Below are 25,906 nucleotides of genomic sequence, written 5' to 3'. Positions count from 1 at the left end.
ATAAGCAAAATGGCCCTCTCCATCTTGAAAAATGACAAGGCGACCAAGGGAAGTCTCAACCTGAAAAGATTGAAGGCAGGCTGGGATGAAGAGTACCTGTCAAAACTTTTGGAGGGCAGCGCAATTTAATGCGTCTGCCCTGGCTTCTCCTGCTTTTTCCGGCAGGTAAGAACGGCCTTCATTCTTATGAGCAACAAACAAAAAGGGTGTGACTAATCGACTAGTCACACCCTTTTTGTTTGAATTTACGTTGTTATATTAGATAAACAAGCTTCCTATCTGGAAGACCAGGGCTGATACTACCCATGCCAGGAGCGTGGTGTAGCCGGCGGCGAAGCCTGCCCATTTCCAACTGCCCGTTTCTCCCTTGATGGCTGCTATCGTGGCGATGCAAGGGAAGTAGAGCAATACGAAGAGGAGGAAGCAATAGGCGGTGAGCGTTGCCTTAGATTCCGCCTCGGCATCGCTGTAACCGTAGGTCTTCTTCAAATCAGAAGTCATCTGCTTCTTCAAAACCTCATATTTTCCGTCTTCATCGTTGTAATCCTGATCATCAGAGAAACTGTCGTTGTTGCTGTAGAGCACGCCCATTGTTGAGGCTACAATCTCCTTGGCACCTACACCGGAAACCAAGCCCACATCTAACTTCCAGTCAAAACCCTGTGGGGTAAAGATAGGCTCGATGGTCTTACCGATTCTGCCGATATAGCTCTGCTCCTGCTGAGCCTGGTTGTCAAGTTCCTCATTGTGAGGGAAGTAGCCCAAAGCCCAGACGATGATACTTGCCACGAGGATGATGCCACCCATCTTCTTCAGATACTGCTTACCCTTTTCCCAGGTATGTCTGCCTATCGCCTTCCAGGTAGGGAAGCGGTAAGGAGGCAGCTCCATCACGAATGGGGTATCTTCGCCCTTCACCACGAAACTGGCAAAGATGCGGCTCAATATCACGGCAAGGAAGATGCCGATGAGATAGAGGGATACCATAATGAGTGAACGGTATTGGATGGCAAAGAATGTTCCGATGACCATGATGTAGATTGGCAGACGAGCCGAACAGCTCATCAATGGCAATATCAGCATCGTTATCAGACGGGAACGGTGACTCTCGATGGTTCTCGTTGCCATCACGGCTGGTACGTTACAGCCGAATCCCATAATCAGCGGAATGAATGATTTGCCATGCAGGCCCATCTTGTGCATCAGCTTATCCATGATGAAGGCTGCACGAGCCATATATCCCGAATCCTCCATATAAGAAATGAAGAAATACAGAATCAGAATCTGTGGCAGGAAGACAATCACGGCACCTACACCACCAATCACACCATCTACCAGCATATCCTTCACTGGTCCGTCCGGCATCGTATTGCTGATGAACTCGCCCAGCCATGCCACGCCGTCCTCAATCCATCCCTTAGGAATCTCGCCCAGCACGAAGGTGGCTGAGAACATGATGAACAGCAGGAGGATGAAGATAGGGAATCCTACATATTTATTGGTCAGGATTCTGTCGATGAGGTGGGTTACCTGATAGGTATCCTTTGCCTTGCCCGGTTCATAGCCCGCTTCCTGCAATGCACCATGAATGAAACCGTATTTGGCATCCATGATGGCGGTTTCGCTATCCTCCAGGGTCTCTTCCTTCACACGCTTGGCTGCCTCATCACGGGCAGCGAAAATTTCCTTGGCCGATTTCAGATGACTTACGTATTCCTCGGCGTGCTTATCATTCTCCAACAACTTGATAGAAAGATATCGGGTAGAGTAGCGCTGACGGATGGAATCATCTGCCTTCAGATACTTCTGGATATGCTCGATACCATGTTCTATCTCATGTCCGTGGTTGATGTGGATATGGCGATAGTGAGCGTTGGAATCTTCCTTGCCTTCGTAGAGTTCGATGATGGTCTCGAAGAGCTTGTCCACGCCTCGGCCATTGGTGAAGACGGTAGGAATCATCGAGATACCGAAGAGTTCGCCCAGTTTGTCGTAGTCGATGTTATCGCCACGCTTCTCGGTTTCATCAAACATATTGAGGGCGCAGACCATGCGGATGTGCATATCTATCAATTGTGTGGTGAGATAGAGATTGCGCTCCAGGTTGCTGGTGTCGATGACGTTGATGACGATATCCGGCGTATGCTCGATGAGCTGCTTGCGCACATAGAGTTCTTCCGGAGAATAGGCTGAAAGCGAATAGGTGCCTGGTAAATCTACCAGATTGAAGTGGTAGCCGTTGAAATCGGCTTCGCCCACCTTGGCATCCACGGTTACACCACTATAATTTCCAACACGTTCGTGAGCACCCGATGCGAAGTTGAACAATGAAGTCTTTCCGCAGTTTGGATTTCCCACCAGTGCCACGTTGATGACGCGGTGGAGTCTTTCTGCTTCCTGTTCTGCCAAGGCTTCGTTGCTGGCAGAGTCTTTTCTTTCAGCCACGAGCATCTTGTCGCCGAGCGCCTGCTCGTCGCTATCGTTGGATTCTACTACTTTTGAGTCAATTACCTGCTGGCGGTCTTCTTCTTCCGCCTTGCAGAGCTGTGCATCATGCTTGGCTTCCTCGATGGAAACCACCTCGATATGGTCAGCTTCGCTGTGTCGGAGTGACACCTCGTAACCCATAATCTTGTATTTCACAGGATCCTGGAGTGGTGCATTGAGCAGGACATCTACTTTCTTGCCCTTGATGAACCCCATCTCGATGACTCTCTTGCGGAAGCCACCATGACCGGAAACCTTGACGATGACGCCACTTTCACCTGTTTTAAGTTCTGATAATTTCATATATCTTTCCTTGATTAACCTTATTTTCTCTAGAAACTGGCTTTATTGCCAGCTCTTTTTTCTTTTCGACTGCAAAAATACTAATAATTATTTGCAACTCGGTAGCAATGATGTTATTTATAACAAAAATACCTAGAAATGATGAGAGTATCATCAAATCTAGGTATTCTTATCATTATTTCTTGTGATGGCAAGATTTCGCTGTCATCACTTATCATCCTTTCTGGTGATTAGATGTTTCTGCCGTGGCAGTTCTTGAACTTCTTTCCGCTGCCGCATGGACATGGATCGTTAGGACGAGGCATGTGCTCGGCACGGTATGGAGTGCGGTTCACCTGGTCAGCTCCCTCGCGGGTATCCTGGTTGGCTGCTGCCTCCTGTGCTGCACGCTCAGCATCGATATCCACCTTGCTCTCTACGTAGTTCTGCTGGGTGTGCTGCTCTGGTGCTGCCTCCTGAACTGGCTGCTCCTGCTCCATGACAGGAATCTGACCACGCATCAGGATGCTGGCGATGCGGTCGTTCATATCATTGATCATAGCGTCCCATACCTTTGCACTCTCCAACTTGAAGATGAGCAATGGGTCCTTCTGCTCGTAGCTGGCATTCTGTACAGAGTGCTTCAACTCATCGAGCTTGCGGAGGTTCTCCTTCCAGTCATCATCGATGATGTGGAGTACTACGCTCTTCTCGAACTCCTTCACTACGTTCTTTGCCTCAGTCTCGTAAGCTTCCTTCAGGTTGCATGCGATGTTGTACATGCGCTTGCCGTCGGTGATAGGCACCATGATGCGCTCGTACATCGCACCCTGGTTTTCATACACCTGCTTGATGATAGGCATTGCTGTAGCCTGGATGCGGTCGGTCTTGCGCTTGAAGGCAGCCATAGCCTCCTGGAAGGCACGCTCAGCCATCTCGTCGCGTCTGCCGTTCTCGTATTCCTCCTCTGTGAAAGGAATCTCCATGGCGAGGACCTTCAGGAACTCTTCCTTGGCACCGGTGAAGTCGTTGTTGTTCACGATGTTCAGTACACGGTCCCAGATTACGTTGGCGATATCCATACCGATACGCTCACCCATCAAGGCGTGGCGACGCTTTTCGTAGATAACGGTACGCTGACGGTTCATCACGTCATCATACTCCAGGAGGTGCTTACGGATACCGAAGTTGTTCTCTTCAACCTTGCGCTGTGCACGCTCGATGCTCTTGCTGATCATTGGGCTTTCGATACGTTCGCCATCCTCGAAACCGAGACGGTCCATTACCTTGGCAATACGCTCAGAAGCGAACAGACGCATCAGCTTATCCTCCAATGATACATAGAATACAGAAGAACCTGGGTCACCCTGACGTCCGGCACGACCACGGAGCTGGCGGTCAACACGGCGGCTCTCATGACGCTCTGTACCGATGATGGCGAGACCACCTGCAGCCTTCACCTCTGGGGTCAGCTTGATATCGGTACCACGACCTGCCATGTTGGTAGCGATGGTTACGGCACCCTTGCCATTTACTGAGCGACCTGCCTCGCTACGATCTGAGCCTCCTGCTGGTGCAGCTTGGCGTTCAATACATTATGAGGAATGTTGCGCATCTTCAACATCTTGCTCAACAACTCAGAGATTTCCACAGATGTGGTACCAACCAATACTGGGCGACCAGCATTGCGTGTCTCCTCAATCTCATCGATGACGGCACGATACTTCTCGCGGGCAGTCTTATACACACGGTCGTCCAGGTCCTTACGCAGGATAGGGCGGTTGGTAGGAATCTCAACTACATCGAGCTTATAGATATCCCAGAACTCACCAGACTCGGTGCTTGCCGTACCGGTCATACCTGCGAGCTTGTGGTACATACGGAAGTAGTTCTGGAGTGTGATGGTAGCGAAGGTCTGTGTTGCAGCCTCTACCTTTACATGCTCCTTTGCCTCTACAGCCTGGTGCAAGCCATCGCTCCAGCGGCGACCCTCCATGATACGACCTGTCTGCTCATCCACGATCTTCACCTGACCGTCCATGACAACATACTCGTCGTCCTTATTAAACATGGTGTAAGCCTTCAAGAGCTGCTGCAAGGTGTGAACACGCTCGCTCTGTACGCCGTAGTGAGCCAGCAACTCGTCCTTGATATCCAGACGCTCCTGGTCTGAGATGTCTGTGCGAGCTTCCAGGTCACTCATCTGTGTAGTAATATCAGGCAATACGAAGAGCTCTCTATCGTTCACCTGCTTAGCCAACCACTCTGTACCCTTATCGGTCAGGTCGGCAGAGTTCAGCTTCTCATCAACCACGAAGTACAAAGGCTCAACAGCCTTAGGCATCTCACGGTTGTTGTTTGCCATATAGAATTCCTCGGTCTTGAGCAATCCTGCCTTGATACCCTCCTCAGAGAGGTACTTGATCAATGGCTTGTTCTTAGGCAGCGCCTTGTAAGAACGGTAGAGTGAGAGGAAACCTTCCTCGAGCATCTGCTGGTTCTTGGTCTTGCCGCCCTCTGTAATCTTCTGCTTAGCCTCGGCGAGCAACTCGGTAGCCTGCTTGCGCTGTACCTCGTAGAGCTTCTCTACCAGTGGCTGGTACTGCTCGAACATCTGGTCATCACCCTTTGGAATAGGACCAGAGATGATCAATGGAGTACGGGCATCATCAATCAATACGGAGTCAACCTCATCGACGATGGCGTAGTTGTGCTGACGCTGTACCAGGTCGCTAGGGTTGGTAGCCATGTTATCACGCAGGTAGTCGAAACCAAACTCATTGTTGGTACCGAAGGTGATGTCTGCCATATATGCCTTGCGGCGCTCGTCGGAGTTAGGACGATGCTTGTCGATACAATCTACAGAGAGACCGTGGAACATATAGAGAGGTCCCATCCATTCAGAGTCACGCTTAGCCAGGTAGTCGTTCACGGTTACTACGTGTACACCGTTACCTGTCAACGCGTTGAGGAAGATAGGGGTAGTACCTACGAGGGTCTTACCCTCACCGGTAGCCATCTCGGCAATCTTACCCTGGTGGAGAACAACACCACCGAAGAGCTGTACGTCGTAGTGGATCATTTCCCACTTCATATCGTTGCCGCCGGCAGTCCAGTGGTTGTGATAGATTGCCTTGTCGCCGTCGATGGTCACGAAGTCGTTGGCTGGGTTTGAAGCCAGCTCGCGGTCGAAGTCTGTAGCAGTAACTACGGTCTCCTCGTTCTCAGCGAAGCGGCGTGCTGTATCCTTTACGATAGCGAAAACCTGAGGCAAAACCTCGTTGAGTGCAACCTCATACTTGTCGAGTGCTTCCTGCTCCAACTTGTCGATCTGGTTGAAGATACCTTCACGCTCGTCGATTGGAGTGTCCTCGATCTTAGCTTTGAGTTCGGCAATCTTAGCCTTCTCTTCCTTAGCGTACTCCTGTACGTACTTCTGGAGTTCCTTTGTTTTTGCACGAAGTTCGTCATTGCTCAAGGCATTCATCTTAGGATATTCTGCCTTGACTTTCTCTACGATTGGCTGAATCAACTTCATATCGCGAGTTGACTTGTTGCCAAACAATGACTGAAGAATTTTGTTAAAGTTCATTGTATATTTTTTTTATTATTATTCGATGTATGATATAGGAATTAAAGGAGTTAAGGAGTTAAAGAAGTTAAGACAAATGTGGTCTGTCAGTCCTTTTTCCTCTTCTGCTTTTTCCTGTTGTTTGTTTACTAGCTTGCAAAAATACAAAAAATATCTGTAAATCTGCAATATTTTACCAATTATTGCCCTTTCTGGCTGCATTTCTTGCTAGTTTTGCTGTCAGAAAGCACATAATCAGCAGTTTGGACCTCGAATAACAATGCTTCCGAAGGGTGCTTTGTACTTATGCACCACAACGGGGCGAAAACAAATATTTAAATGTGAATCTGTCAGAATGTCAGTCTTGACAGCTGCAGGCACAGCTGCCTGATGGTAATGATGCTCTGACATGTTTTCCTCTTCGGAAGCCTGCTTGATGGCTTTGATGACATAGAGGATGTCCTCCTCCAATGCCTTCGCCTCCGGTTGCTGGATGAATTCATCGTAGGATATATCCGTGAGCGCAAACTTCAGCGCCTGCTGATAAGTCTGCGCCTCCATGCCGGTTGCCGCCAGGACAACCAAAAGGGCCGTGATATATCTGTTTACCATCATTTTTATTTTCTTTATTTATGTAACTTTTGAAAGTCTTTTTTAGAGCATCTTCTCTCTGTTTCGGTTTGGAGAAGTGTCTCTACTTGTCTTTTCTGAGTTTATTCATTAATTGTTTCTGTATAGCCAGCTTGCTGCTGTTGAGGTCGAGCAGGGTTGACTTGATTGCATATCTCATCAGCAAAGAGAATGCCAAAGTGCTCATTCCTTCGGCATAGCTCTGCCAGATTTGCAGGAGCAATGCCACGAGCAGGCACCATCCCCATACCTCGTAATACCAGTAGAGCTTGCCTTTTCTCATCTTCGAGATGGTTTTCCAGGCGAAGATGAGGTTCACTGGGTTCAGCAGCAGAAGCTGGAAGTTGATCTGCACGGTAGGGTGCTGCGAGAAGATCATCGCAAAGAGGATGATGCCCGGCAGACCCGTCAAGATGAGCAGGAAGGCATCAAATCCCCAGAAGTTCTTCTTCTTGCGCCATTCGATGATGCTCACGCCTATGATGATGATGGCGATGAATGTTGCCACCATGATTGGGGTGATGGCTTCCGATTCTGCCACCTGTGCCTGCTTCGGTATCAGGTAGCTGGTGCTATCTACCATCGTGATATAGCCCTCCTTGCCGTTGTAGTATCGGGTGCTTGCCAGATCCTGGGGTGCATTCATATTGTCTTTTCTGCCTTCTGTGGCAAAGTCACGGCTCAGGTTGTCCGGCAGGAACTCCCATTCTCGCTTGCTGATAGGCTGGTCGGCGAGATAGCCCAGGAGCAGGTCGTTGCCGAAACGGCTCCATCGATGGTCTCCGTTCAGCTTGTGGATTTCCTGACGGTAGGTGGATTGGGCATCCTTATCATCAAAGTTGGTGTTGCAGTAACCGATGTTGGTGAGGATCATCTCCCTTGCACGGGTGGTGCAGTTGTCGAAGAAGAAGTTGTACCGGTAGGTGCGGTTCTCCGGCTTGGCATTCTCCTCGATGGCATGCAGGATGTTGATCTTCTCGTCCCTGGAGAGATTGATGCGCTGCTGGCGTACCCATCTTCCTTCTGCTGCATATTCGGCGAGGAAGTCGGTCATTGGGTAAATGCCGATCTGGTAGTCGGTGAGTCCGAATACGAAGCGCAGGATGAAGAAGTTCTGCCTGAAACTGAACATGCCCCAGTTGACTGCCACGTCGCTTCCGTGCATCTTGTCCTGGATGCGCAGGGCTGAGTGACCGTAGTACGACCATACCTCGTTGCCTGGTCCGCAGGTGAGGAGCGAAATATCTACCGAGTCGAGCCAGGATGTAGCATCCTCATTGACACGACTGTTCTGCACAGAAATGTCAGGAGTCTGATAGCCTGAAAAATCCTGTGCTGTCACATTAGTAGTTAAATTGGTTAAAATAACCGCTAAAATGACTCCAAAAATATGCTTAAATCGTTTCACGATGCAAAAATAACTTATTATTTTGGAATATCCTTCTTTTTTCTAGATTTTTTTTAATACTTTTGCACTCTGAATATAATTTTGACTGATTTATATATAAATGAGAAAGTTTATTTTAGCAGCCCTCTTGTTGGGTTCTACTCTTATGGTTAATGCCCAAAGTGGTACTAATTCTCCATACAGCCAGTATGGTTTAGGCGTTTTGTCTGAACAGACTTCTGGCTTCAACCGTGGTATGAATGGTGTTGGACTTGGTTTTCATGAGCATAATCAGATTAACTATCTGAACCCTGCTTCCTATGCTGCCATCGACTCCATGACTTTCATCCTGGATGCAGGTATCTCGGGTCAGGTAACCAACTTCAACGAGAACGGGGTGAAGAAGAATGCCAATAACTCCAATCTCGAATATGTGGTAGCAGGCTTCCGCCTCTTCCGCCATCTGGGTATGAGTTTCGGTATTATCCCTTTCACCAACGTGGGATACAACTATTCTACCAGCGGATGGGTGAACAAGAACGACAAGGATGTTACCTACACCAACTCCTACGAGGGTGAAGGCGGTTTGCATCAGGTATATGTGGGTGCCGGCTGGTCTCCACTCAAGGGCTTGTCTGTCGGTGCCAATATTGGCTATATCTGGGGTTCCATCGACAGAACCGTGCAGAACTACTATAGCAACAGCTATTATAAGTCTCTTTACCGCACCTATGGTACTCGTGTGAACAACTACAAGATCGACCTGGGTGTGCAATATACCCAGAAGTTGTCGAAGAAGGATGAGGTAACCCTGGGTGTCACTTATTCGCCAGGTCATAACCTGCATGCCGATGCCGATATGAGCATCATTTCTTCCAATGCGCAGACCAGTACATCTGATACACTTGCCTTCAGCATCAAGAATGCCTACGAGTTGCCTACAATGTATGGCGCCGGTTTGATGTGGAATCACAACAACCAGTGGAAGATTGGTGTAGATTACAGTCTGCAGAAATGGGGCAGCCTGGGCTATCCTACCTACGAGGCTAACAGCAGCGAGCCTTGGGCATTGCGCGATGGCGTGTATAAGGATCGCAGCAAGGTGAATGTCGGATTCCAGTACTGCTATGGTGAGCGCAGCCGTGCTTTTCTCAAGCGTGTGGCTTACCGTGCCGGTGTGAGCTTTGCTACACCATATTATAAGGTGAACGGCGTGGATGGCCCTAAGGAGCTTTCTGTAAGTGCCGGTTTCGGTATTCCTATCATGAACTCCTACAACAACCGTTCGCAGTTGAATATCAGCGGCCAGTGGGTGAAGAATTCGGCTACCGGACTTATCAAGGAGAATATCTTCCGCCTGAACATCGGATTCACTTTCAACGAGGATTGGTTCAAGAAGTGGAAGATGCAGTAATCTGCCCATATTGTGGTGTTTTCTTCGGGAGATGCCACATCTTCTATATATATAATAATGTATAAGATTAAATATTTCATAGTAATAGGTGTCATAGTTTCCTGGGTATTGGCTGCCTGCCAGAATCCGGTAGAACATACTGCGCCTGCTATCCACGACAGAGACTCTGTGGCGATGATGACTTCGTATGGCGTCAATACGCTCATCAGTGATTCGGGTGTCATCAAGTACCGCATCGTTACCGAGCGATGGGAGGTGAATACCAACCGTGTGCCTTCCCGCTGGATTTTTGATAAGGGTATGCTGCTCGAACAGTTTGACGAGAAGTTCCACATCAACAGTTATATCCAGTGTGATACGGCTTATTACTTTGATCAGGAGCGTGTCTGGAAACTCTATGGCAGGGTGCGCATCCTCACTAAGGATGGTCTTCGCTTTACCAGCGAGCAGCTCACCTGGGATGAGAACAAGCATGAACTCTCCAGCCATGTGTTCAGTAAGCTCGTTACTCCGGAGCGTACCCTTCAGGGTTCCTATTTCTGGAGCGATGAGCGTATGACCCGCTATTTTGTGAGCAATTCTAAGGGTAGCTTCGAGAAGGGTGACTTCGGTGGTGGCAACAGTTCATCTTCTGCTTCATCATCCGATTCTACCAGTGCGCCTATGCGCCAGCCGGCAACGCCGCAGCGAGCCACCACCATTCCTATCATGCATTGATAGGGTAGGAGGAAATATGTTTTTTAACGATATAATGTATCATGGAAGAAGTTGATATAAGTCTGATAGTGAGTATCCTCATCACGATGGTGTTTTCTGCATTCTTTAGTGGAATGGAAATTGCCTTCGTCTCCTCCAACCGTATGTTGGCGGAAATGGACAAGGAGAAAAACGGACTTACGCAGCGACTCTTGTCGCTCTTTTATAATCATCCCAACGGATTCGTCAGTACCATGCTGGTGGGCAACAATATAGCCCTCGTAGTATATGGTATCTTGATAGCCCGTCTGTTTGATAATACCATCTTTGCTGGTCTGGATGATGGTGTCAAGGTTACCTGCGATACTATTCTCTCCACACTCATCGTGTTGTTTACGGGTGAGTTCCTGCCGAAGACGCTTTTCAAGTCGAATCCAAACCGACTGCTGTCCATCTTCAGTCCGTTTGCGTATCTGTGCTACGTCATTCTCTGGCCTATCAGCAAGTTCAGTACCTTCCTCAGCAAGGGATTGCTGCGCATGGTGGGCATGAAGATGGAGTCTGAAGAGGGGGATGAAGGCTTTTCTAAGGTAGATCTTGACTATCTGGTGCAGTCGAGCATCGACAATGCCGCCAATGAGGACGAGATCAACGACGAGGTGAAGATTTTCCAGAACGCCCTGGATTTCTCAGATACCAAGGTGCGCGACTGTATGGTGCCACGTACCGAGATTCAGGCAGTAGAGATCGATACCTCGCTGGAGGAACTCCGCCAGAAATTCATCGAAAGCGGAAACTCCAAGATCATCGTCTATGAGGATGATATCGACCATATCGTGGGCTACATCCACAGTTCCGAGCTCTTCCACAATCCGAAGAGATGGCAGGATCATATCCGCACGATGCCCTTCGTGCCGGAGACCATGCAGGCGCAGAAACTGATGCAGACCTTCCTGCAGCAGAAGAAGTCGCTGGGCGTGGTGGTAGATGAGTTTGGTGGAACCAGCGGACTGGTGAGTCTGGAGGATATCGTGGAAGAGATCTTCGGCGATATCGAGGATGAGCACGATTCTGCGAAGTATGTAGCCAAGAAGACTGATGACGGCGACTATCTGCTGTCGGCTCGACTGGAGATAGACAAGGTGAACGATCTGTTCGACCTGGATCTTCCGGAGAGTGATGAGTATATGACTCTGGGTGGACTCATTCTTCACGAATATCAGAGCTTCCCGAAGCTGAATGAAGTAATTAAATTCGACAAGTTTGAGTTTAAGATTATCAAGTCCACATCCCGCAAGATAGAACTTGTGAAACTCCACATCATCAAATAGTTGGATGAGAAGAGGGAATTTTTCGACTTTTTTGCGTTTCCAGCCAAAAAAGATACCGAAAAATTCCCTTTTCTCGTATTATTTTTGTATTTTTGCAACCAATTGGCTACTTGCTTCAAAAGCAGTACAATCCTAATAAGGAAAAAATAAAATAATAATAATAATTAAAACGTAATGGCAGCATTAGGAACAATTAGAAAAAGAGGCGTGATACTGGTATGTATTATCAGTTTCGGTCTTTTCGCCTTCATTGCTGAGGAAGCTTTCCGCTCTTGCGATTCTGCAAAGAACAATGAGCGTCAGCAAATCGGTGAGGTGTATGGCGAGAAAATCAGCGTGCAGGATTTCCAGAAGCTCGTTGATGAGTACACAGAGGTTATTAAAATGCAACAAGGTCAGGAAAACCTTCCTGAGGAGCAGATGAATCAGGTGAAGGACATGGTATGGAATACATACGTGCAGAACCAGATCATTGCCAAGGAGGCTAGCAAGTTGGGTCTTACCGTAACAGACGCAGAGCTTCAGGACATCTTGAAGACTGGTACAAGCCCAATGCTTCAGCAGACTCCATTCGTAAATCAGCAGACAGGTCGTTTCGACGCATCTTCTCTCCAGAAGTTCCTGGCTGATTACAAGGCTCAGAAGGCTAACCCATCTGTTAATCCTCAGATGATGGAACAGTACACCAAGATTTTCAACTACTGGTCATTCATCGAGAAGACACTCCGTCAGCAGACTTTGGCTCAGAAGTATCAGTCACTCCTGGCACACTGCTTCCTTTCAAACCCTGTAGAGGCTAAGATGGCTTTCAAGGAGGAGAACGAGGAAAGCCAGATCCAGTTGGCTGCCTTCCCTTATTCTGATGTTCAGGACGACAAGGTGAAGGTAGAGGAGAGCGACCTGAAGGCTAAGTATGACGAGATGAAGGCTCGTTTCAAGCAGCCTGTAGAGAGCAGAGATATCAAGTTCATCGATGTTCAGGTTGAGGCTTCCAAGGCCGACCGTGCAGCACTCAACAAGGAGTTTGCTGAGTATCATACACAGCTCGCTGCTGCAGCTGATCCTGCAGAGCTCATTCGCAAGTCAGCTTCTACCGTAGCTTACCTGGGTATCCCAGTGAGCAAGGAGGCTTTGCCATCAGACATCGCTTCAGCTATCGATTCTATGGCAGTAGGTGCAACTTCTGCAGTAAAGGCTAACGCTTCTGATAACACATTGAACATCGTGAAGCTGATGAGCAAGCAGCAGTTGCCAGACTCTATCCAGTATCGTGTTATCCAGGTGGCAGCAGCTTCTCAGGCTGAGGCTAAGACCAAGGCTGACTCAATCCACAGCGCTCTTGCTGCTGGTGCAGACTTCGAGGCACTCGCTAAGAAGTATGGTCAGACTGGTGAGAAGGCTTGGATGACTACCAAGCAGTATGAGTATGCTCAGACTATGGATAAGGACAACAAGGCATTCATCAACACATTGAATACAGCTTCTGTCAATGCATACAATGAGCTTCAGCTCGGTCAGGGTTATGTCATCCTCCAGGTTTGCGACCGCAAGGCAATGGTAACCAAGTATGTGGCAGCAGTCATCAAGAAGGAGATTCAGTTCTCTAACGATACTTACCGTACAGCATTCAACAAGTTCTCTAGCTATGTAAGTGCTAATCCTAAGTCAGAGGATCTCTTGAAGAATGCAACCAAGAGCGGTTATCGCGTACAGAACCTGAATGATATGACAACAGCTACTCACTATGTAGCCAACATCCATTCTACCCGTGATGCCTTGAAGTGGATCTTCGAGAGCAAGGAGGGTGAGGTTTCTCCTATGTATGAGTGTGGTGACAACAACCACTTGCTCGTAGTAGTATTGGATAAGATTCATCGCATCGGTTACCGCGACTTGAGCGATCCTCAGGTTAAGGAGATGGTAAAGGCTGAGGTCATCAAGGACAAGAAGGCAGAGCTGATTATGGCTAAGGTCGCTGGTGTGAAGAGCATCGCTGCTGCTAAGGCTAAGGGTGCTAAGATTGCTACCGTTAATCAGATTACTTTCGCAGCTCCTACCTTCATCTCTGCTACAGGTGCCAGCGAGCCAGCTGTTTCTGGTGCAGTTTCTGCTACCAAGAAGGGCGCTTTCGTAGCTAATGCAGTAAAGGGTAACGCAGGTGTTTATCTCTTCCAGGTTACTGGCAAGACCAACCGTCCTGTTAAGTTCGATGAGAAGGCTTACGAGCAGAAGTGCCGCCAGAAGGCTATGCAGTATGCCGGTAACTTCATGAACGAGCTTTATATGAAGGCTCACGTAGTGGATAACCGCTACTTGTTCTTCTAATTATAGTAATTATCATTTTCTATTATTTGGGCGTGTCACGATTCTTTTGTGATGCGCCCTATTTTTTTTGATGCATAAAAAAAACGTGCAGCACTTTGATTCAAGTGCTGCACGTCTTTTTTTTTTATCGTGATTCAAGATCTAGATCTTGATGCTGTCATCATTGGTGTTGTTGCTGAACAAACCGTAGGAACCGAAAGAACGGTTGCCGTTTTTGCTGTATTTGCCAAATCCGTAACTGTATGCGAACTTCTTCTTGGAGAGGTCGATATCGTTGATTACGATTGAGATATTTGGCAGTTTCTTCTGCTCATCGAGCTTGTTGATGTAAGTGAAGCTAGACTTGGTTGAGAAGTCTGCGCGGCAAACGAACAGGGTTCTGTCTGCCAGCTTGCTGAGCTGCAGGGTATCTGCTACCAGACCTACAGGCGCTGTATCAATGATCACATAGTCGTAGTGCTCTTTCAGCAGAGCGATGGTCTGCTTCAGGCTCTTTCTTACCATCAGTTCACCAGGGTTGGCTGGTGTAGAACCTGCCATCAGCAAGTCTAAGTTGTGGTTCACGCCAGATGCTACGATCTGAGCCTTTACTTCCTCCCAGTTGCATTCCTCGTTGGCAAGGATGTTGGTGATGCCGTGCTGACGGTCGCCGATGCCGAAGAGTTCTGCCATTCTAGGCTTTCTGATATCGAGTCCCACCATGATAGTCTTCTTCTCCAGCAGAGCGAGGCTCATGGCAAGGTTCGAAGCGATAAAGGTCTTGCCTTCTCCGGTAGTGGTAGAGGTCACGATGAATACCTTTTCCTTGTCGTCACCTGCCAGTTGCAGGTTGGTACGCAATCCTCTGAATATTTCCGACATCAGGTTGCTCTTGTTTTCCTGTATCACGATATTGCCCTTGCTTCCGTTGGCGCTGGCAGTAGGGATGTCTCCGATGATAGGGAGCTGAGTCAGTTTCTCTACATCGTCGTGGCCCAGAATCTTGTTGCGCAGCAGTTCGCGCAGGTAGATGATACCGGCAGGGATGGCAACACCCAGGATGAATGCGATGAGCAATGCGATGATTCCCTTAGGGCTTACCTTATCTACGAAGGCTGCAGGCTCGATGATCTTTGCCTTGTCGGCGGTAGATGCCAGCGACATGGATGTCTCCTCGCGTTTCTGCAGCAGCATCAGGTAAAGACCTGAGGTAACCGACTGCTGACGTCCGATCTGTGTCAGTGCCTTCTCCTGTTCTGGAGTCACACCGATGGTCTTCTCGTATTTGCTTGCCATGTCGGCGATGCTGTTACGCTGGATCTTCATATTGATTCTTGCCTGGAACATAGCTCGCTTGATGGCAGTCATCAGGTCTTCCAGCTGTGCCGTGATAGGGGTTACCACTGGCGAATCCTCGCTCGCACTGTGTAGCAGCTGCTTGCGGGTCAGGGCAAGGCTGTTGTATTGTCCGATCAATGCCGTAGCACTCTCATCCTCCAGACCTACGTTGGTAGGGATAGGCTGATACTTGTTGGCTGGCTGATCCATATACTTACCGATCTCGTTGAGCAGTTCCACCTGCATGTTGGCCTTGTTCAACTCCTGGTCAAACTGGTCGGAACTCAATACAGCCTGCTTGGCGTTCAGTCCGATGTCCACCATACGGTTCTTCTGCTTGTACTTCTCCAGGTTGGTATCGTTGCCGGTCAACTCTGTAGAGATCTTTGCCAGTCGGCTGTTGATGAAGTCTTCTGTGCGCTTCTGTATCTCGTTCTTGTCGATGTTTGCCTGATAGTTGTAGGCATCAATCAGACCGTTGAGGAAGTCAACGCCTCTTTCTCTGCTCTCATCGTTGAAGGTCAGCTCCACGGTGTTAGCCGTCTTCTTGGTCTGGTTCATGGTCAGACGCTTGAAGTATTCCTTAGAAGCCTTGAAAGGAGAAATCATCTCCACCTTCAGCTCAGTACCTTCCTTCAGCTCATAGACAGGGTTCTGTGTCAGGGTCAGTGTACCCGCCTTGGTTCTGATCTGTGCCGGGAGTTTGGCGAGGGTTTTGTTGATTTCGTAAGGAGCCTTCTCGAAGGTTTCTGCATCGATAGGCTTGAAATACTTACCCTTTACGTGGTAGATGCCTCCCTCACGAGTGATGGTGAGCTTCATCGGAGCATTCAGCTGCTTCAGGCTGGTGGTGTCCATGTCCACGTTTACTTCCTGCTTGGCATAGATCAGCGTATCTACCAGCATGCCGCCGTGCTTGTACTCAGCGTAGAGCTCAGGTTCTTGATGGTCTGCTGTACCAGAAAGCGTGAGTTCAGAATTTCCGTCTCGTTGTCGATACCGTTGGAACTGGACATGAATCCCAGACTCAGGTTCGACATCGCCGCAGCCGCTGCACCGGCAGCACCGCCGCTCTTCTTGGATTCATCATCCTTGATCAAAATCTTCGTAGAACTCTGGAATACCTTTGGTGTCAGCTTCACGTAAGCCACTGCAAGGGCACAGCAGAGAACAATCGAGAGAAGGAACCATTTCCAGTTTAGAATCAGAGTGGAATAGATGGTCTGAAAGTCGAGCGCCGACTGTTCTTCCTGCTCCTGCAAGTCCTCAAGTTCGTAATTCTTGTTTTCTTCCATTTTACTATTAATGATATTCTTATTTTATTCTGTTGAAATCTCAGTCTTGAGTCAGAGCTTATCTGTTGTCAGTAGCAATAGCCATCAGATACTGTCCGTATCCGTTCTTGAGCATCGGCTCTGCCAGTTTCTTCAGCTGTTCCTTGCCGATCCATCCCTGGTTGTAGGCTATCTCTTCCAGGCAGGCTACCTTCAGTCCCTGGCGCTTTTCTATCACCTCGATGAAGGTGCTGGCTTCCGAAAGACTGTCGTGGGTACCGGTATCCAGCCAGGCAAAACCGCGCTGCAGGGTTCTTACCTTCAGGGTCTTTTCTGCCAGATAGTGCTGGTTCACTGTGGTAATCTCCAGCTCTCCACGCGCACTAGGCTTGATGTGCTTCGCCACTTCCACCACGCTGTTCGGATAGAAGTAGAGTCCCACTACGGCATAGTTGCTCTTAGGCTGTGCTGGCTTCTCCTCGATGCTCAGGCAGTTGCCGTCCTTGTCAAACTCCGCCACGCCGTATCTTTCCGGATCGTTCACGTAGTAGCCGAATACGCTTGCCTGTCCCTCTTCGGCAGCCTTCACGCTCTCCTTCAGCAGTCCGGTGAATCCGGCTCCGTAGAAGATGTTGTCGCCCAGCACGAGGCATACATCATCCTTTCCTACGAATTTCTCTCCGATGATGAACGCCTGAGCCAGTCCGTCAGGCGAAGGCTGTTCTGCATACTCGAAGTGAACCCCCAGTTCGCTTCCGTCGCCCAGCAGTCTCTTGAATCCAGGCAGATCGAAAGGCGTAGAGATAATCAGAATTTCCTTGATACCAGCCAGCATCAGTACCGATACGGGATAATATATCATAGGTTTGTCAAAGATAGGAATCAGCTGCTTGCTGATGCCTTTTGTGATAGGGTACAGTCTGGTACCCGAACCACCTGCTAATACGATTCCTTTCATATCTTCTTCTTGTTTCTTTCCTTTATTAATGGGAAAAGTTCTTATTATACCTTATATTATATGTTGCACGTTCCGCAGTCAGTGTAGTCTCTGGGCGGAACAGAAAAAACGTCTTTAAAAACGTGGCAAAGTTACTAAAAAATATTGAGCGGTGAAAATAATCAGCCTAAAATCTTCATATAATATAGGAAAAATATACTTTAAGGGAAAAAAACTACTTCTTAATTTGGGTATTTTGCGATTTTATTGTATTTTTGCAGAACATTTAAGAACATTAATGAATAAATAAGATTAAGAATGGGAATATTTTCTAAACTATTCAGTCGTAAAGACGAAGATAAGAAAGTAGGTGGAATGGAAGACTACATGACCCTGGTCCGTGTATATTTCCAGGCTGCCTTGGCTTCACAATTAGGTATCACCAATCTGGCTATGCTTCCAGACCTCCGTGTCTTCAAGACCAGCCTCCATGTTCCTACCGTCAACAACCGTCTGGGCATCGGTGAGAAGGCTCAGGTCAAGAAGATGATGAAGAACCTCTATGATACCGACGATAACTTTTTCAAGGAGATTGATGCCAGCATCCGCAAGAACTGCCAGAAGCTCCAGGATGTCAATACCTATCTCATCCAGTTCCAGAACTTCACCCAGGATCTGATGATGCTCATGGGCAACCTGATGAAGTTCAAGCTCCGTCTGCCAAGCTTCATGAAGAAGACCCTCTATAAGCTCACTGCACAGACCGTGGACGACATCTTCAACAAGAACGATTTCTCTGATGCCAGCGTACTGAAGACCGTGGTTGGCTTGCGCCACTTCAACACCCGTCTGAAGTTCAGCCAGCAGTGGGTTACCGATTTCACCTTCCAGGTACTGATGTTGGCTAAGAAGGAGCCACGTCCATCCGATGAAGAGGTGGAAAAGGCAAAGCAAAAGATGGGAAAGTAGCCAATATTCTCCCCAAAAGATAAAAAAACAGGAGAATATTTGTTTTTTTCAAATTATTCTCTTAAATTTGTAGCCAAAAAATAAAAAGGCATGAGTGCTAGTGAGAAAACAATCAATACGTTTGCCACAAGAGTAAGGCAGATGATTCTCAAGTTTGAAGATATCAAGCATGAGAATGCTGAGCTGTATGCGATGGTGGATGAGCGCGATGCCAAGATCAAGGAATTGCAGGAGAAGTTGACTCAGGCAAAGCATGATTACGACAGTCTGAAGATGGCGAAGATGATGACGATTTCCGACTCCGACATGGAGACCACCCAGAAGCGCATCGCCAAGCTCATCAGAGATGTCAACAAGTGTATAACGCTACTGAGCGACAAGTAATAACTATTGGAGCGGAGGCAGATCAGATGGAAGATAAATTACAGATCAGATTACATGTATATGATACCGACCTCACGGTAAGAATACCGAGAGAGGATGAGGAGTATTATCGTAAGTCGGCTAAGTTGATCGATGAGATCGTCAATTCGTATGCGAAAATCTTCAAGGGGCGCAAGAGCGACAAGGAGATTTTGTATATGGCTCTCATCGACGTGGCTTTGAGATTCGAGAAGGAATCAGATAAAAATGATACCCAACCATATAATGATATTCTGGACAAGCTGACTGCGGAGATAGAGGATACCTTGGCTAAGTAAGAATATTAATAATTATAATATATTTATGGTAACAATAATAGCGGCCCTGGTAGCTCTCGTGTTGGGAGGTATCGTGGGGTATGTCATTTTCCGTTATGTCATTAAGGGAAAATATAATGAAATGATAGATGCTGCCAACAAAGAGGCAGAAGTGGTAAAGGAGAAAAAGCTTCTCGAAGTGAAGGAGAAGTTCCTCAATAAGAAAGCCGAGTTGGAGAAGGAGGTGCAGCAACGCAACTCACGCATCCAGCAGAGTGAAAACAAGCTCAAGCAGCGTGAAATCTCGCTCAACCAGCGACAGGAAGACCTCGGTCGCCGCAAGCAGGAGGTAGAGCAGTATCAGCAGCGCATCGACAATGAGAAGAAACTCCTCGCCGTGAAGCAGCAGGAACTCGAGAAGATGCAGAAGCAGGAGCAGGCTAAGCTCGAAGAGCTTTCCGGTCTCAGTGCCGAGGAGGCGAAGAGTCGCTTGGTAGAGAGTCTGAAGGATCAGGCTCGTCTTGATGCAGCCAGCTACATCAATGAGATTATGGATGATGCCAAGCTCAATGCCAACCAGCAGGCTAAGAAGATAGTAATCCAGACCATCCAGCGTGTGGCTACCGAGACAGCTATCGAGAACTCAGTCTCTGTATTCCATATCGATAATGATGAGGTCAAGGGACGCATCATCGGTCGTGAAGGCCGCAACATCCGTGCTCTCGAGGCTGCCACCGGTGTGGAAATCGTGGTAGATGATACTCCTGAGGCTATCGTTATCTCAGCCTTCGACCCTGTGCGCCGTGAGGTTTGCCGTCTGGCTCTCCATCAGTTGGTTGCTGATGGCCGTATCCACCCAGCCCGTATCGAGGAGGTGGTAGCCAAGGTGAAGAAGCAGTTGGATAATGAAATCATTGAGACCGGTAAGCGTACAGCCATCGACCTGGGTATCCATGGCTTGCATCCAGAGTTGATTCGTATCGTAGGTAAGATGAAGTATCGTTCTTCTTACGGTCAGAACCTTTTGCAGCATGCTCGTGAAACCGCCAATCTCTGTGCGGTGATGGCTTCTGAGTTGGGCTTGAACCCTAAGAAGGCAAAGCGTGCCGGTCTGTTGCACGATATCGGTAAGGTGCCAGACGAGGAGAGCGAGTTGCCACACGCACTCTATGGTGCCAAGATTGCCGAGAAGTACAAGGAGAAGGCAGATATCTGCAATGCCATCGGTGCTCACCACGACGAGATGGAGATGAACACCCTTCTGGCTCCTATCGTACAGGTATGTGATGCCATCTCAGGTGCCCGTCCAGGTGCCCGCCGTGAGATTGTAGAGGCATATATCAAGCGATTGAACGATCTTGAGGCTATCGCCATGAGCTATCCTGGCGTTACCAAGACCTATGCCATCCAGGCGGGTCGTGAGCTTCGTGTCATCGTGGGTGCCGACAAGATGAGCGATGAGCAGAGCATCAAGCTCTCTGACGAGATTGCAACCAAGATTCAGAACGAGATGACCTATCCTGGTCAGGTGAAGATCACCGTGATTCGTGAGACTCGCAGTGTAGCTTACGCTAAGTAAGAAGGAATCAAGCGATAAAACGCGTTTTCATATATTCGAAGTTTAAATTGTCGTTTCTCTCCTTCATAGGATGAGGAATGTATTTGATATAGTCGCTGTTCTCTAGGGGACAGCGGCTTTTTTCTTTTATATCATGTACGGCTACATTTATATAATATAATGTGATGAAAGCAGAACAGAAGATTTTAAAGCGATTCAATAAAGGATGCGTGGATTATCACCTTTTGGAGGATGGTGACCGGATTCTCATTGCCTTGAGCGGCGGAAAGGATTCTCTGGAACTGTTGCGCCTCTTGGCTCAGCGTGCCCGCATCTATAAGCCGCATATCGAGGTAGAGGCGGCGCATATCATTATGGATAACATTCCTTACGAGACCGACCGTTCTTATCTGCAGGCATTTTGTGCAGAGAATGGCATCAAACTTCATATCCTGCATAGTTCTTTCGATGAATCCACCGATCCCCGCAAGACCCGTTGTTTTCTTTGTGCCTGGAACCGCCGCAAGACGCTCTTCGAATTTGCAGTGAATAATGGTTTCAATAAGATAGCCCTGGGCCATCACATGGATGATATCTTGGTTACTTTCCTGATGAATATCACCTTCGAGGGTTCTGCCTCCACGATGCTTCCTAGTCTGCGGTTGAAGCATTATCCGCTCACTATCATCCGTCCCCTCTGTCTGGCGCATGAGAAGGATATCCGAGAGGTGGCAGAAGAGTTGCAATTCACGAAGCAGAAGGCGCAGTGTCCGTACGAGGAGACCACGCGCCGCAGTGATATGCAGCAGATCTTCCAGCAGCTGGAACAGCTGAATCCCGAGGCGAGATACAGTCTTTGGCGGGCGATGATGAATAAGTGATTTAATCCGTGAAACAGGTATGCATCTGTGTTATCTCTGAAATCTGTGGGAAACTAGCTTGCTGCTAAACCCTTGAGCTGATAGTTCAGCAGATGGGTGGCGCTGGATAGCATCTGGTTCGTGATATGCGCATATCGCTGCGTGGTGTTGATGTTCTGATGCCCCAGATACCTCATGATGGTATAGAGATCCGTGCCCTGCGTCAATAATAGGGTGGCGCAGGTGTGGCGCCCCGAATGGAAGGTGATATGCTTGTCGGGGATATGGCAATCCTCCAGCCATACTTCCAGATGCTCGCCCAGATGATGGGGCGAGAGATGGGCGAAAAAGTAGGGGGTATCACCATTCTTGGCATGGAGCTTCGAGAGAATATGGTGCGCCTCTTCCGGTAGCGGAAGCCGGAGCCAGCGTTGCGTCTTCTTCATCTTCTTATATATATAATAGGTGTCATCGCATTTTTCTATGTCGTTGATCGATAGACTCAGAATATCGCTTTTCCTCAGTCCTGTGATGCAGCTTAGCAGGAATGCCTCCTTCAGCTCGGGAGTATTGCAGGGTGTTTCGCTCAGCTTGATGAGTTCCTCCTGGGTCAGGGCTGTTCTTTCCCTGTACTGGGCTTTGACGCGATAGGAATGGGGCAGCAGGTCGAATGGGTTCTGATCCAGCAATCCCTGTCTCACGGCTTCCCTCAATACCGATTTCAGGATATTCACCTTCAGATGGATGGTGCTGTCGGATAGTTTTCTGGGTACTTTCATGTTTTTATGCAGGTCGTGGGCAGAACGTAGGTAGTCGATAAACTGCTTGACGGTTTCCACATCCACCTTTTTCAGCGGGATGTCGCTTCCGCCGAAGGTCTCCAGGTGCTTCAGCATGCTCAGAATGCTGCCGCATCTTCCTTCATACATTTTCTCTCCTTCCTTGTGTCTTTCATCCGCATAGCTTCGGGTAAACTCTCCTAATGTAATACCTTTTGATTTCTTACGTGCGTTTTCTGCGAATTTCTTGATTCGGCTTAAGAATGAAATCTTCATCATATTGCTTTCTGATTAAAAATTAAAATTTAGAGTTATCTTCGTTACAAAGGTATCGCTTTTTTCTAGAATAACCAAACAAAAGGTAGAAATGGAATATAAAAAGCGTGATTTTGTGCAATAGTTGTACTTTAACTTTTGCGCTGCAAAGATAGTATAATATCTTCAATTTACAATATTTTCAATCTCTATTTAACACTTAATTAACACTTTATAGTCAATAATTCTTATTTTATAGCCAAAAAGGGTATATTTGTGCAATTTTAGCTAAAGCAAACAACACTAAAAAGACTTTTTTAGGATTTATTTCGGTCTTTTGATACAGTTAAAGTACAACTGTATCGCAGTTAACGAAGCTTTTAGCTACAGTTAAAGTACAACTGTATCGCAGTTAACGAAGCTTTTAGCTACAGTTAAAGTACAACTGTATCGGTTCGTACTTATAGAAGACATAAGGTGAATGCCAACTCAAAATGACATAGCTATAGTAAATGATGATTGGAACCCTTAATAATGAAACTGTATAAAATCCAAGTCTATCTTTTTATAAAAGAAGACAGGTAATAAACTCAAAGTAGATAAACAATTAGATTAATAATAAAATATGGTGAAGAAAATTGTAATGGTGATGCTATTGCCCACTACAATTATGGCAAATGCATACGCCGGCACGGTAGGCGACAGCTCCGGACAACGGTTTATTACCGGCCGGGCTATTCATTATTAGATCTTTCCTATATGAACAATGCTGCCAGCCTGGAAAGGCTCAAAGAAGGGATTAGAGGTATGGAGGGCAACCCGAACATAGTGTTGCAACGTATCAAGATCCTTTCGGGTGCTTCGCCTGAAGGAGCGACCTCGCTCAACAAAAGGCTGGCTAGGCGACGTGGAGAAAGATTGCGTGATTATCTTAGGGAAAAGCTCATCCTGCCCGACAGTATCTTCGTCCTCTCTTCGCTCGGTGAAGACTGGCAAGGACTGGCACAGGAGCTTGCCAAGGAAAACGTACCCTGGAAAGACAAGGCGCTGAACATTATTGAAAACACGCCTGTATGGATCGTGAAAAACGGTAAGGTGGTGGACGGAAGAAAGCGGCGACTGCAAAACCTCAATGGCGGTAAGGCATGGAACTATATGCTCGCCAATCATTTCGAAACGCTCCGTTCCGGTACCGTCGTTGTATGTGAAATCAGACATATCCAGCCGACTGATCAGTCTGCTGTAATCCTTCAGATACTCTCTCGTCACTTGCTTCTCAGCAGGGTAGCGAAGTAGATTCTCTCTCTTCGCTTACCCACAGGCAGGGAAGTGAGGCTGATTCCCTCTATCATTCCAATATCGGAACATCCGGTTCGGGACAGGAGGGATTCTTTGACGGGACAACGGCAGAAACGGTTCCGGGCAACAGATATTATGCCCTGAAAACCAACCTGCTCTATGATGTCCTCCTGGTGCCTAACATCGGCATCGAGACCAGCATCGGCAGGGGATGGACCCTCGGAGCCAGCGGTATGCTAGCCTGGTGGAGCAAGGATGCCAGCCACAAATACTGGAGAATCTATGGTGGAGAAATGGAGATAAGAAAGTACTTCGGCAGGAAAGCCAAGGAAAAACCGATGCAGGGACATCACGTCTCCCTCTACGGACAGTTCCTCACCTATGATATCGAAAACGGCGGCACCGGTCACCAGAGCAAGAAAACCTACGGAGCAGGAATGGAGTACGGATACTCACTGCCGATAGGAAGACGCCTGAACCTCGACTTCGGACTGGGCGTGGGATACATCAAGTCCCACTACAAGACCTATGAGCCGAAAGACGGATGCTACGTATATGAGGCAACCCGCAACCGCACCTGGATAGGACCTACCCGCGGCGAAGTATCACTGGTATGGCTCCTCGGCAACGGAAACACCAATAGCAAGAAAGGAGGTAAGAAATGACTAGAATAACTAGTATGACAGAGTTAAGACAATCAATGATCCTATTCTTCCGCGTAATCGTCTGTGCAGCCTTCTTCCTGATGATGGCAGAACTGCTCTCATCCTGCGAGCATAAGGACCTCTGCTACGACCATCCCCACCGAGAGACTGTGGAGGTGAAGTTCGACTGGAGCGAAGCTCCCGATGCCAATCCTGCCACCATGAGTCTCTATCTCTATCCTGAGAATGGAGGTGAGCCTATCAGATACGAGTTTACGGATAAGAAAGGCGGAACCATCTCTGCGGATGCTGGAGTCTATCGTGCCATCTGTGTAAACAGTGACAAGGAGACGCATCGTATCAAAAACAAGGAACAGTTCAATACTTTCGAGGTTACTTCGGCTGAAACACGAGCACTCCAGGGCTTGCTTGCTGCTATGGCAAAGGCTGAGCCACGTGCCAGGGGCACAGAAAAGGAGCGAGTGATGCAGGGACCGGCTATGCTCTATAGCGCCCATGCCGAGCGAGTGGTCATCAAGCCGGCAGGTGAGATGAGTACCATTACGATGAAACCCAAACCGAGAGTGAAGTATTTCACCGTAGAAATCAGGAACGTGGAGAATATCCGGAGCGTGAAGGCGATGAGTGCCAGCTTGTCTGGACTGTCTGGCGGATGGCTGGCTGGTATCGACCAGCTGTCATCAGAGAGGGTTACCATTCCGTTTGCACTTGAGTTGGATCCTAGTCTTACCATCGTCAGGGGCAAGGAAAACCTCTTCGGTCACTGTCTGGACTTTTCTGCCAAACATGTACTGATGGTTTATGCGCAGCTCACCGACGGCAGCAACTGGTTTTACGAGGTGGATGTTACCGATCAGGTTCACGCTGCCGATCAGGAAGAGGGTGCTCCTATCAGGATAGAGCTGGATAAACTGCCATTCCCTGAGGCTATACCTGGTGGCTCTGGTGTGCAGCCGAGCGTGAATAAGTGGAACGAGGTTTATATAGATATCAACGTGTAATCATTTTTGGGTTATTTCATAGGTTTATCTATCATTAGGAATCATATAATCGATATTGTAATAACAATTTATTTATTAATTAGGGTGTCCAGTTCTCTGTTCTTGAAAACAAGCTGGAAACATCCCTGTTAATTGTTAATATTACGCTCTGATATTTAACGTTTCATGTAACGAAATAGTTCTTTGAAA

At 47.9% G+C, this 25,906-nt stretch carries 19 protein-coding genes and 1 pseudogene; 12 read left to right on the top strand and 8 right to left on the bottom strand.

What is annotated here, in order from left to right; all coding sequences use genetic code 11:
- Nucleotides 1-258: 258 nt before the first annotated feature.
- The 4 genes and pseudogenes from feoB to DW830_RS12045 form a co-directional block, all read right to left on the bottom strand.
- Complete coding sequence (gene feoB / locus DW830_RS12065) at nt 259-2,790, bottom strand: ferrous iron transport protein B (RefSeq protein WP_119250077.1); 2,532 nt, start codon at nt 2,788-2,790, stop codon at nt 259-261.
- Between the two features lie 230 nt (nt 2,791-3,020).
- Nucleotides 3,021-6,361: pseudogene (gene secA, locus DW830_RS17125) on the bottom strand (preprotein translocase subunit SecA).
- 234 nt (nt 6,362-6,595) lie between these two features.
- A complete protein-coding gene (locus DW830_RS16645) occupies nt 6,596-6,955 on the bottom strand; it encodes a hypothetical protein (protein WP_233522232.1) in 360 nt (119 codons plus the stop codon).
- A 79-nt stretch (nt 6,956-7,034) separates the two neighbouring features.
- A complete protein-coding gene (locus tag DW830_RS12045; protein WP_233544509.1) occupies nt 7,035-8,312 on the bottom strand; it encodes a DUF4105 domain-containing protein in 1,278 nt (425 codons plus the stop codon).
- Between the two features lie 166 nt (nt 8,313-8,478).
- Here DW830_RS12045 and DW830_RS12040 point away from each other — a divergent pair, with 166 nt between their 5' ends.
- From DW830_RS12040 to DW830_RS12025, 4 genes are all read left to right on the top strand, one after another.
- Nucleotides 8,479-9,771 carry a hypothetical protein gene (locus tag DW830_RS12040; protein ID WP_117662759.1) on the top strand — a complete coding sequence of 431 codons (1,293 nt, stop codon included), beginning with the start codon at nt 8,479-8,481 and terminating at the stop codon, nt 9,769-9,771.
- A 57-nt stretch (nt 9,772-9,828) separates the two neighbouring features.
- Nucleotides 9,829-10,488 (top strand): LPS export ABC transporter periplasmic protein LptC, encoded by a 660-nt coding sequence (gene lptC / locus DW830_RS12035; protein WP_119250074.1) that lies wholly within the window; start codon nt 9,829-9,831, stop codon nt 10,486-10,488.
- Nucleotides 10,489-10,526: 38 nt separating this feature from the next.
- Nucleotides 10,527-11,798 (top strand): hemolysin family protein, encoded by a 1,272-nt coding sequence (locus DW830_RS12030; RefSeq protein WP_119250073.1) that lies wholly within the window; start codon nt 10,527-10,529, stop codon nt 11,796-11,798.
- A gap of 174 nt (nt 11,799-11,972) precedes the next feature.
- Nucleotides 11,973-14,123 carry a peptidylprolyl isomerase gene (locus DW830_RS12025; RefSeq protein WP_119250072.1) on the top strand — a complete coding sequence of 717 codons (2,151 nt, stop codon included), beginning with the start codon at nt 11,973-11,975 and terminating at the stop codon, nt 14,121-14,123.
- Between the two features lie 141 nt (nt 14,124-14,264).
- Here the strand turns inward: DW830_RS12025 and DW830_RS12020 are convergent, their stop codons facing one another.
- Genes DW830_RS12020 through rfbA form a run of 3 tightly spaced genes read right to left on the bottom strand, consistent with a single transcriptional unit; the run spans nt 14,265 to nt 17,672 of the window.
- On the bottom strand, nt 14,265-16,346 hold the full coding sequence (locus tag DW830_RS12020) for a GumC family protein (RefSeq protein ID WP_233544508.1): 2,082 nt from the start codon (nt 16,344-16,346) through the stop codon (nt 14,265-14,267).
- On the bottom strand, nt 16,337-16,735 hold the full coding sequence (locus tag DW830_RS16640) for a Wzz/FepE/Etk N-terminal domain-containing protein (protein ID WP_233544507.1): 399 nt from the start codon (nt 16,733-16,735) through the stop codon (nt 16,337-16,339). The genes DW830_RS12020 and DW830_RS16640 overlap by 10 nt, the downstream gene beginning before the upstream one ends.
- 58 nt (nt 16,736-16,793) lie before the next feature.
- Nucleotides 16,794-17,672: a glucose-1-phosphate thymidylyltransferase RfbA gene (rfbA, locus tag DW830_RS12015; protein WP_119250071.1), complete on the bottom strand. Its 879-nt coding sequence runs from the start codon at nt 17,670-17,672 to the stop codon at nt 16,794-16,796.
- A gap of 297 nt (nt 17,673-17,969) precedes the next feature.
- Here rfbA and DW830_RS12010 point away from each other — a divergent pair, with 297 nt between their 5' ends.
- From DW830_RS12010 to DW830_RS11990, 5 genes are all read left to right on the top strand, one after another.
- Entirely contained in the window at nt 17,970-18,620 is a 651-nt protein-coding gene (locus tag DW830_RS12010; protein ID WP_089544210.1) for a hypothetical protein, read from the top strand.
- A gap of 90 nt (nt 18,621-18,710) precedes the next feature.
- Entirely contained in the window at nt 18,711-19,004 is a 294-nt protein-coding gene (locus DW830_RS12005) for a hypothetical protein (RefSeq protein ID WP_089544209.1), read from the top strand.
- Between the two features lie 26 nt (nt 19,005-19,030).
- Nucleotides 19,031-19,321 (top strand): cell division protein ZapA, encoded by a 291-nt coding sequence (locus DW830_RS12000; RefSeq protein WP_117662775.1) that lies wholly within the window; start codon nt 19,031-19,033, stop codon nt 19,319-19,321.
- 25 nt (nt 19,322-19,346) lie between these two features.
- Nucleotides 19,347-20,879, top strand: a complete 1,533-nt coding sequence (rny, locus tag DW830_RS11995; RefSeq protein ID WP_119250070.1) for a ribonuclease Y — start codon at nt 19,347-19,349, stop codon at nt 20,877-20,879.
- A gap of 164 nt (nt 20,880-21,043) precedes the next feature.
- Nucleotides 21,044-21,739 (top strand): tRNA 2-thiocytidine biosynthesis TtcA family protein, encoded by a 696-nt coding sequence (locus tag DW830_RS11990; protein WP_119250069.1) that lies wholly within the window; start codon nt 21,044-21,046, stop codon nt 21,737-21,739.
- Between the two features lie 53 nt (nt 21,740-21,792).
- Here DW830_RS11990 and DW830_RS11985 read toward each other — a convergent pair whose 3' ends face one another.
- On the bottom strand, nt 21,793-22,776 hold the full coding sequence (locus tag DW830_RS11985; RefSeq protein WP_119250068.1) for a tyrosine-type recombinase/integrase: 984 nt from the start codon (nt 22,774-22,776) through the stop codon (nt 21,793-21,795).
- A gap of 735 nt (nt 22,777-23,511) precedes the next feature.
- Here DW830_RS11985 and DW830_RS11980 point away from each other — a divergent pair.
- The 3 genes from DW830_RS11980 to DW830_RS11970 all read left to right on the top strand — a co-directional run bounded on the left by DW830_RS11980 (nt 23,512) and on the right by DW830_RS11970 (nt 25,717).
- The gene (locus DW830_RS11980) at nt 23,512-24,048 is read left to right on the top strand and encodes a hypothetical protein (RefSeq protein WP_119250067.1); all 537 of its coding nucleotides are present in this window, start codon (nt 23,512-23,514) and stop codon (nt 24,046-24,048) included.
- 176 nt (nt 24,049-24,224) lie between these two features.
- Nucleotides 24,225-24,716 (top strand): DUF3575 domain-containing protein, encoded by a 492-nt coding sequence (locus DW830_RS11975; protein ID WP_410524528.1) that lies wholly within the window; start codon nt 24,225-24,227, stop codon nt 24,714-24,716.
- Between the two features lie 14 nt (nt 24,717-24,730).
- Nucleotides 24,731-25,717: a DUF5119 domain-containing protein gene (locus DW830_RS11970; protein WP_233544506.1), complete on the top strand. Its 987-nt coding sequence runs from the start codon at nt 24,731-24,733 to the stop codon at nt 25,715-25,717.
- Nucleotides 25,718-25,906 lie beyond the last annotated feature (189 nt).

The sequence above is a fragment of the Prevotella sp. AM34-19LB genome (assembly GCF_003468525.1).
GTDB lineage: Bacteria > Bacteroidota > Bacteroidia > Bacteroidales > Bacteroidaceae > Prevotella.
The sequence above is the reverse complement of the archived record's forward strand: the minus strand, read 5'-3'. Positions and strand labels throughout refer to the sequence as shown.

Coding starts and splice junctions, on each gene's coding strand:
- DW830_RS11970 (WP_233544506.1), top strand. CDS start 24,731: ATGACAGAGTTAAGACAATCAATGATCCTATTCTTCCGCGTAATCGTC.
- lptC (WP_119250074.1), top strand. CDS start 9,829: ATGTATAAGATTAAATATTTCATAGTAATAGGTGTCATAGTTTCCTGG.
- feoB (WP_119250077.1), bottom strand. CDS start 2,790: ATGAAATTATCAGAACTTAAAACAGGTGAAAGTGGCGTCATCGTCAAG.
- DW830_RS12020 (WP_233544508.1), bottom strand. CDS start 16,346: ATGCTGGTAGATACGCTGATCTATGCCAAGCAGGAAGTAAACGTGGAC.
- DW830_RS12000 (WP_117662775.1), top strand. CDS start 19,031: ATGGAAGATAAATTACAGATCAGATTACATGTATATGATACCGACCTC.
- DW830_RS16645 (WP_233522232.1), bottom strand. CDS start 6,955: ATGATGGTAAACAGATATATCACGGCCCTTTTGGTTGTCCTGGCGGCA.
- rny (WP_119250070.1), top strand. CDS start 19,347: ATGGTAACAATAATAGCGGCCCTGGTAGCTCTCGTGTTGGGAGGTATC.
- DW830_RS11990 (WP_119250069.1), top strand. CDS start 21,044: ATGAAAGCAGAACAGAAGATTTTAAAGCGATTCAATAAAGGATGCGTG.
- DW830_RS12025 (WP_119250072.1), top strand. CDS start 11,973: ATGGCAGCATTAGGAACAATTAGAAAAAGAGGCGTGATACTGGTATGT.
- DW830_RS11985 (WP_119250068.1), bottom strand. CDS start 22,776: ATGATGAAGATTTCATTCTTAAGCCGAATCAAGAAATTCGCAGAAAAC.
- DW830_RS12040 (WP_117662759.1), top strand. CDS start 8,479: ATGAGAAAGTTTATTTTAGCAGCCCTCTTGTTGGGTTCTACTCTTATG.
- DW830_RS12005 (WP_089544209.1), top strand. CDS start 18,711: ATGAGTGCTAGTGAGAAAACAATCAATACGTTTGCCACAAGAGTAAGG.
- DW830_RS11980 (WP_119250067.1), top strand. CDS start 23,512: ATGAACAATGCTGCCAGCCTGGAAAGGCTCAAAGAAGGGATTAGAGGT.
- DW830_RS12010 (WP_089544210.1), top strand. CDS start 17,970: ATGGGAATATTTTCTAAACTATTCAGTCGTAAAGACGAAGATAAGAAA.
- DW830_RS16640 (WP_233544507.1), bottom strand. CDS start 16,735: ATGGAAGAAAACAAGAATTACGAACTTGAGGACTTGCAGGAGCAGGAA.
- rfbA (WP_119250071.1), bottom strand. CDS start 17,672: ATGAAAGGAATCGTATTAGCAGGTGGTTCGGGTACCAGACTGTACCCT.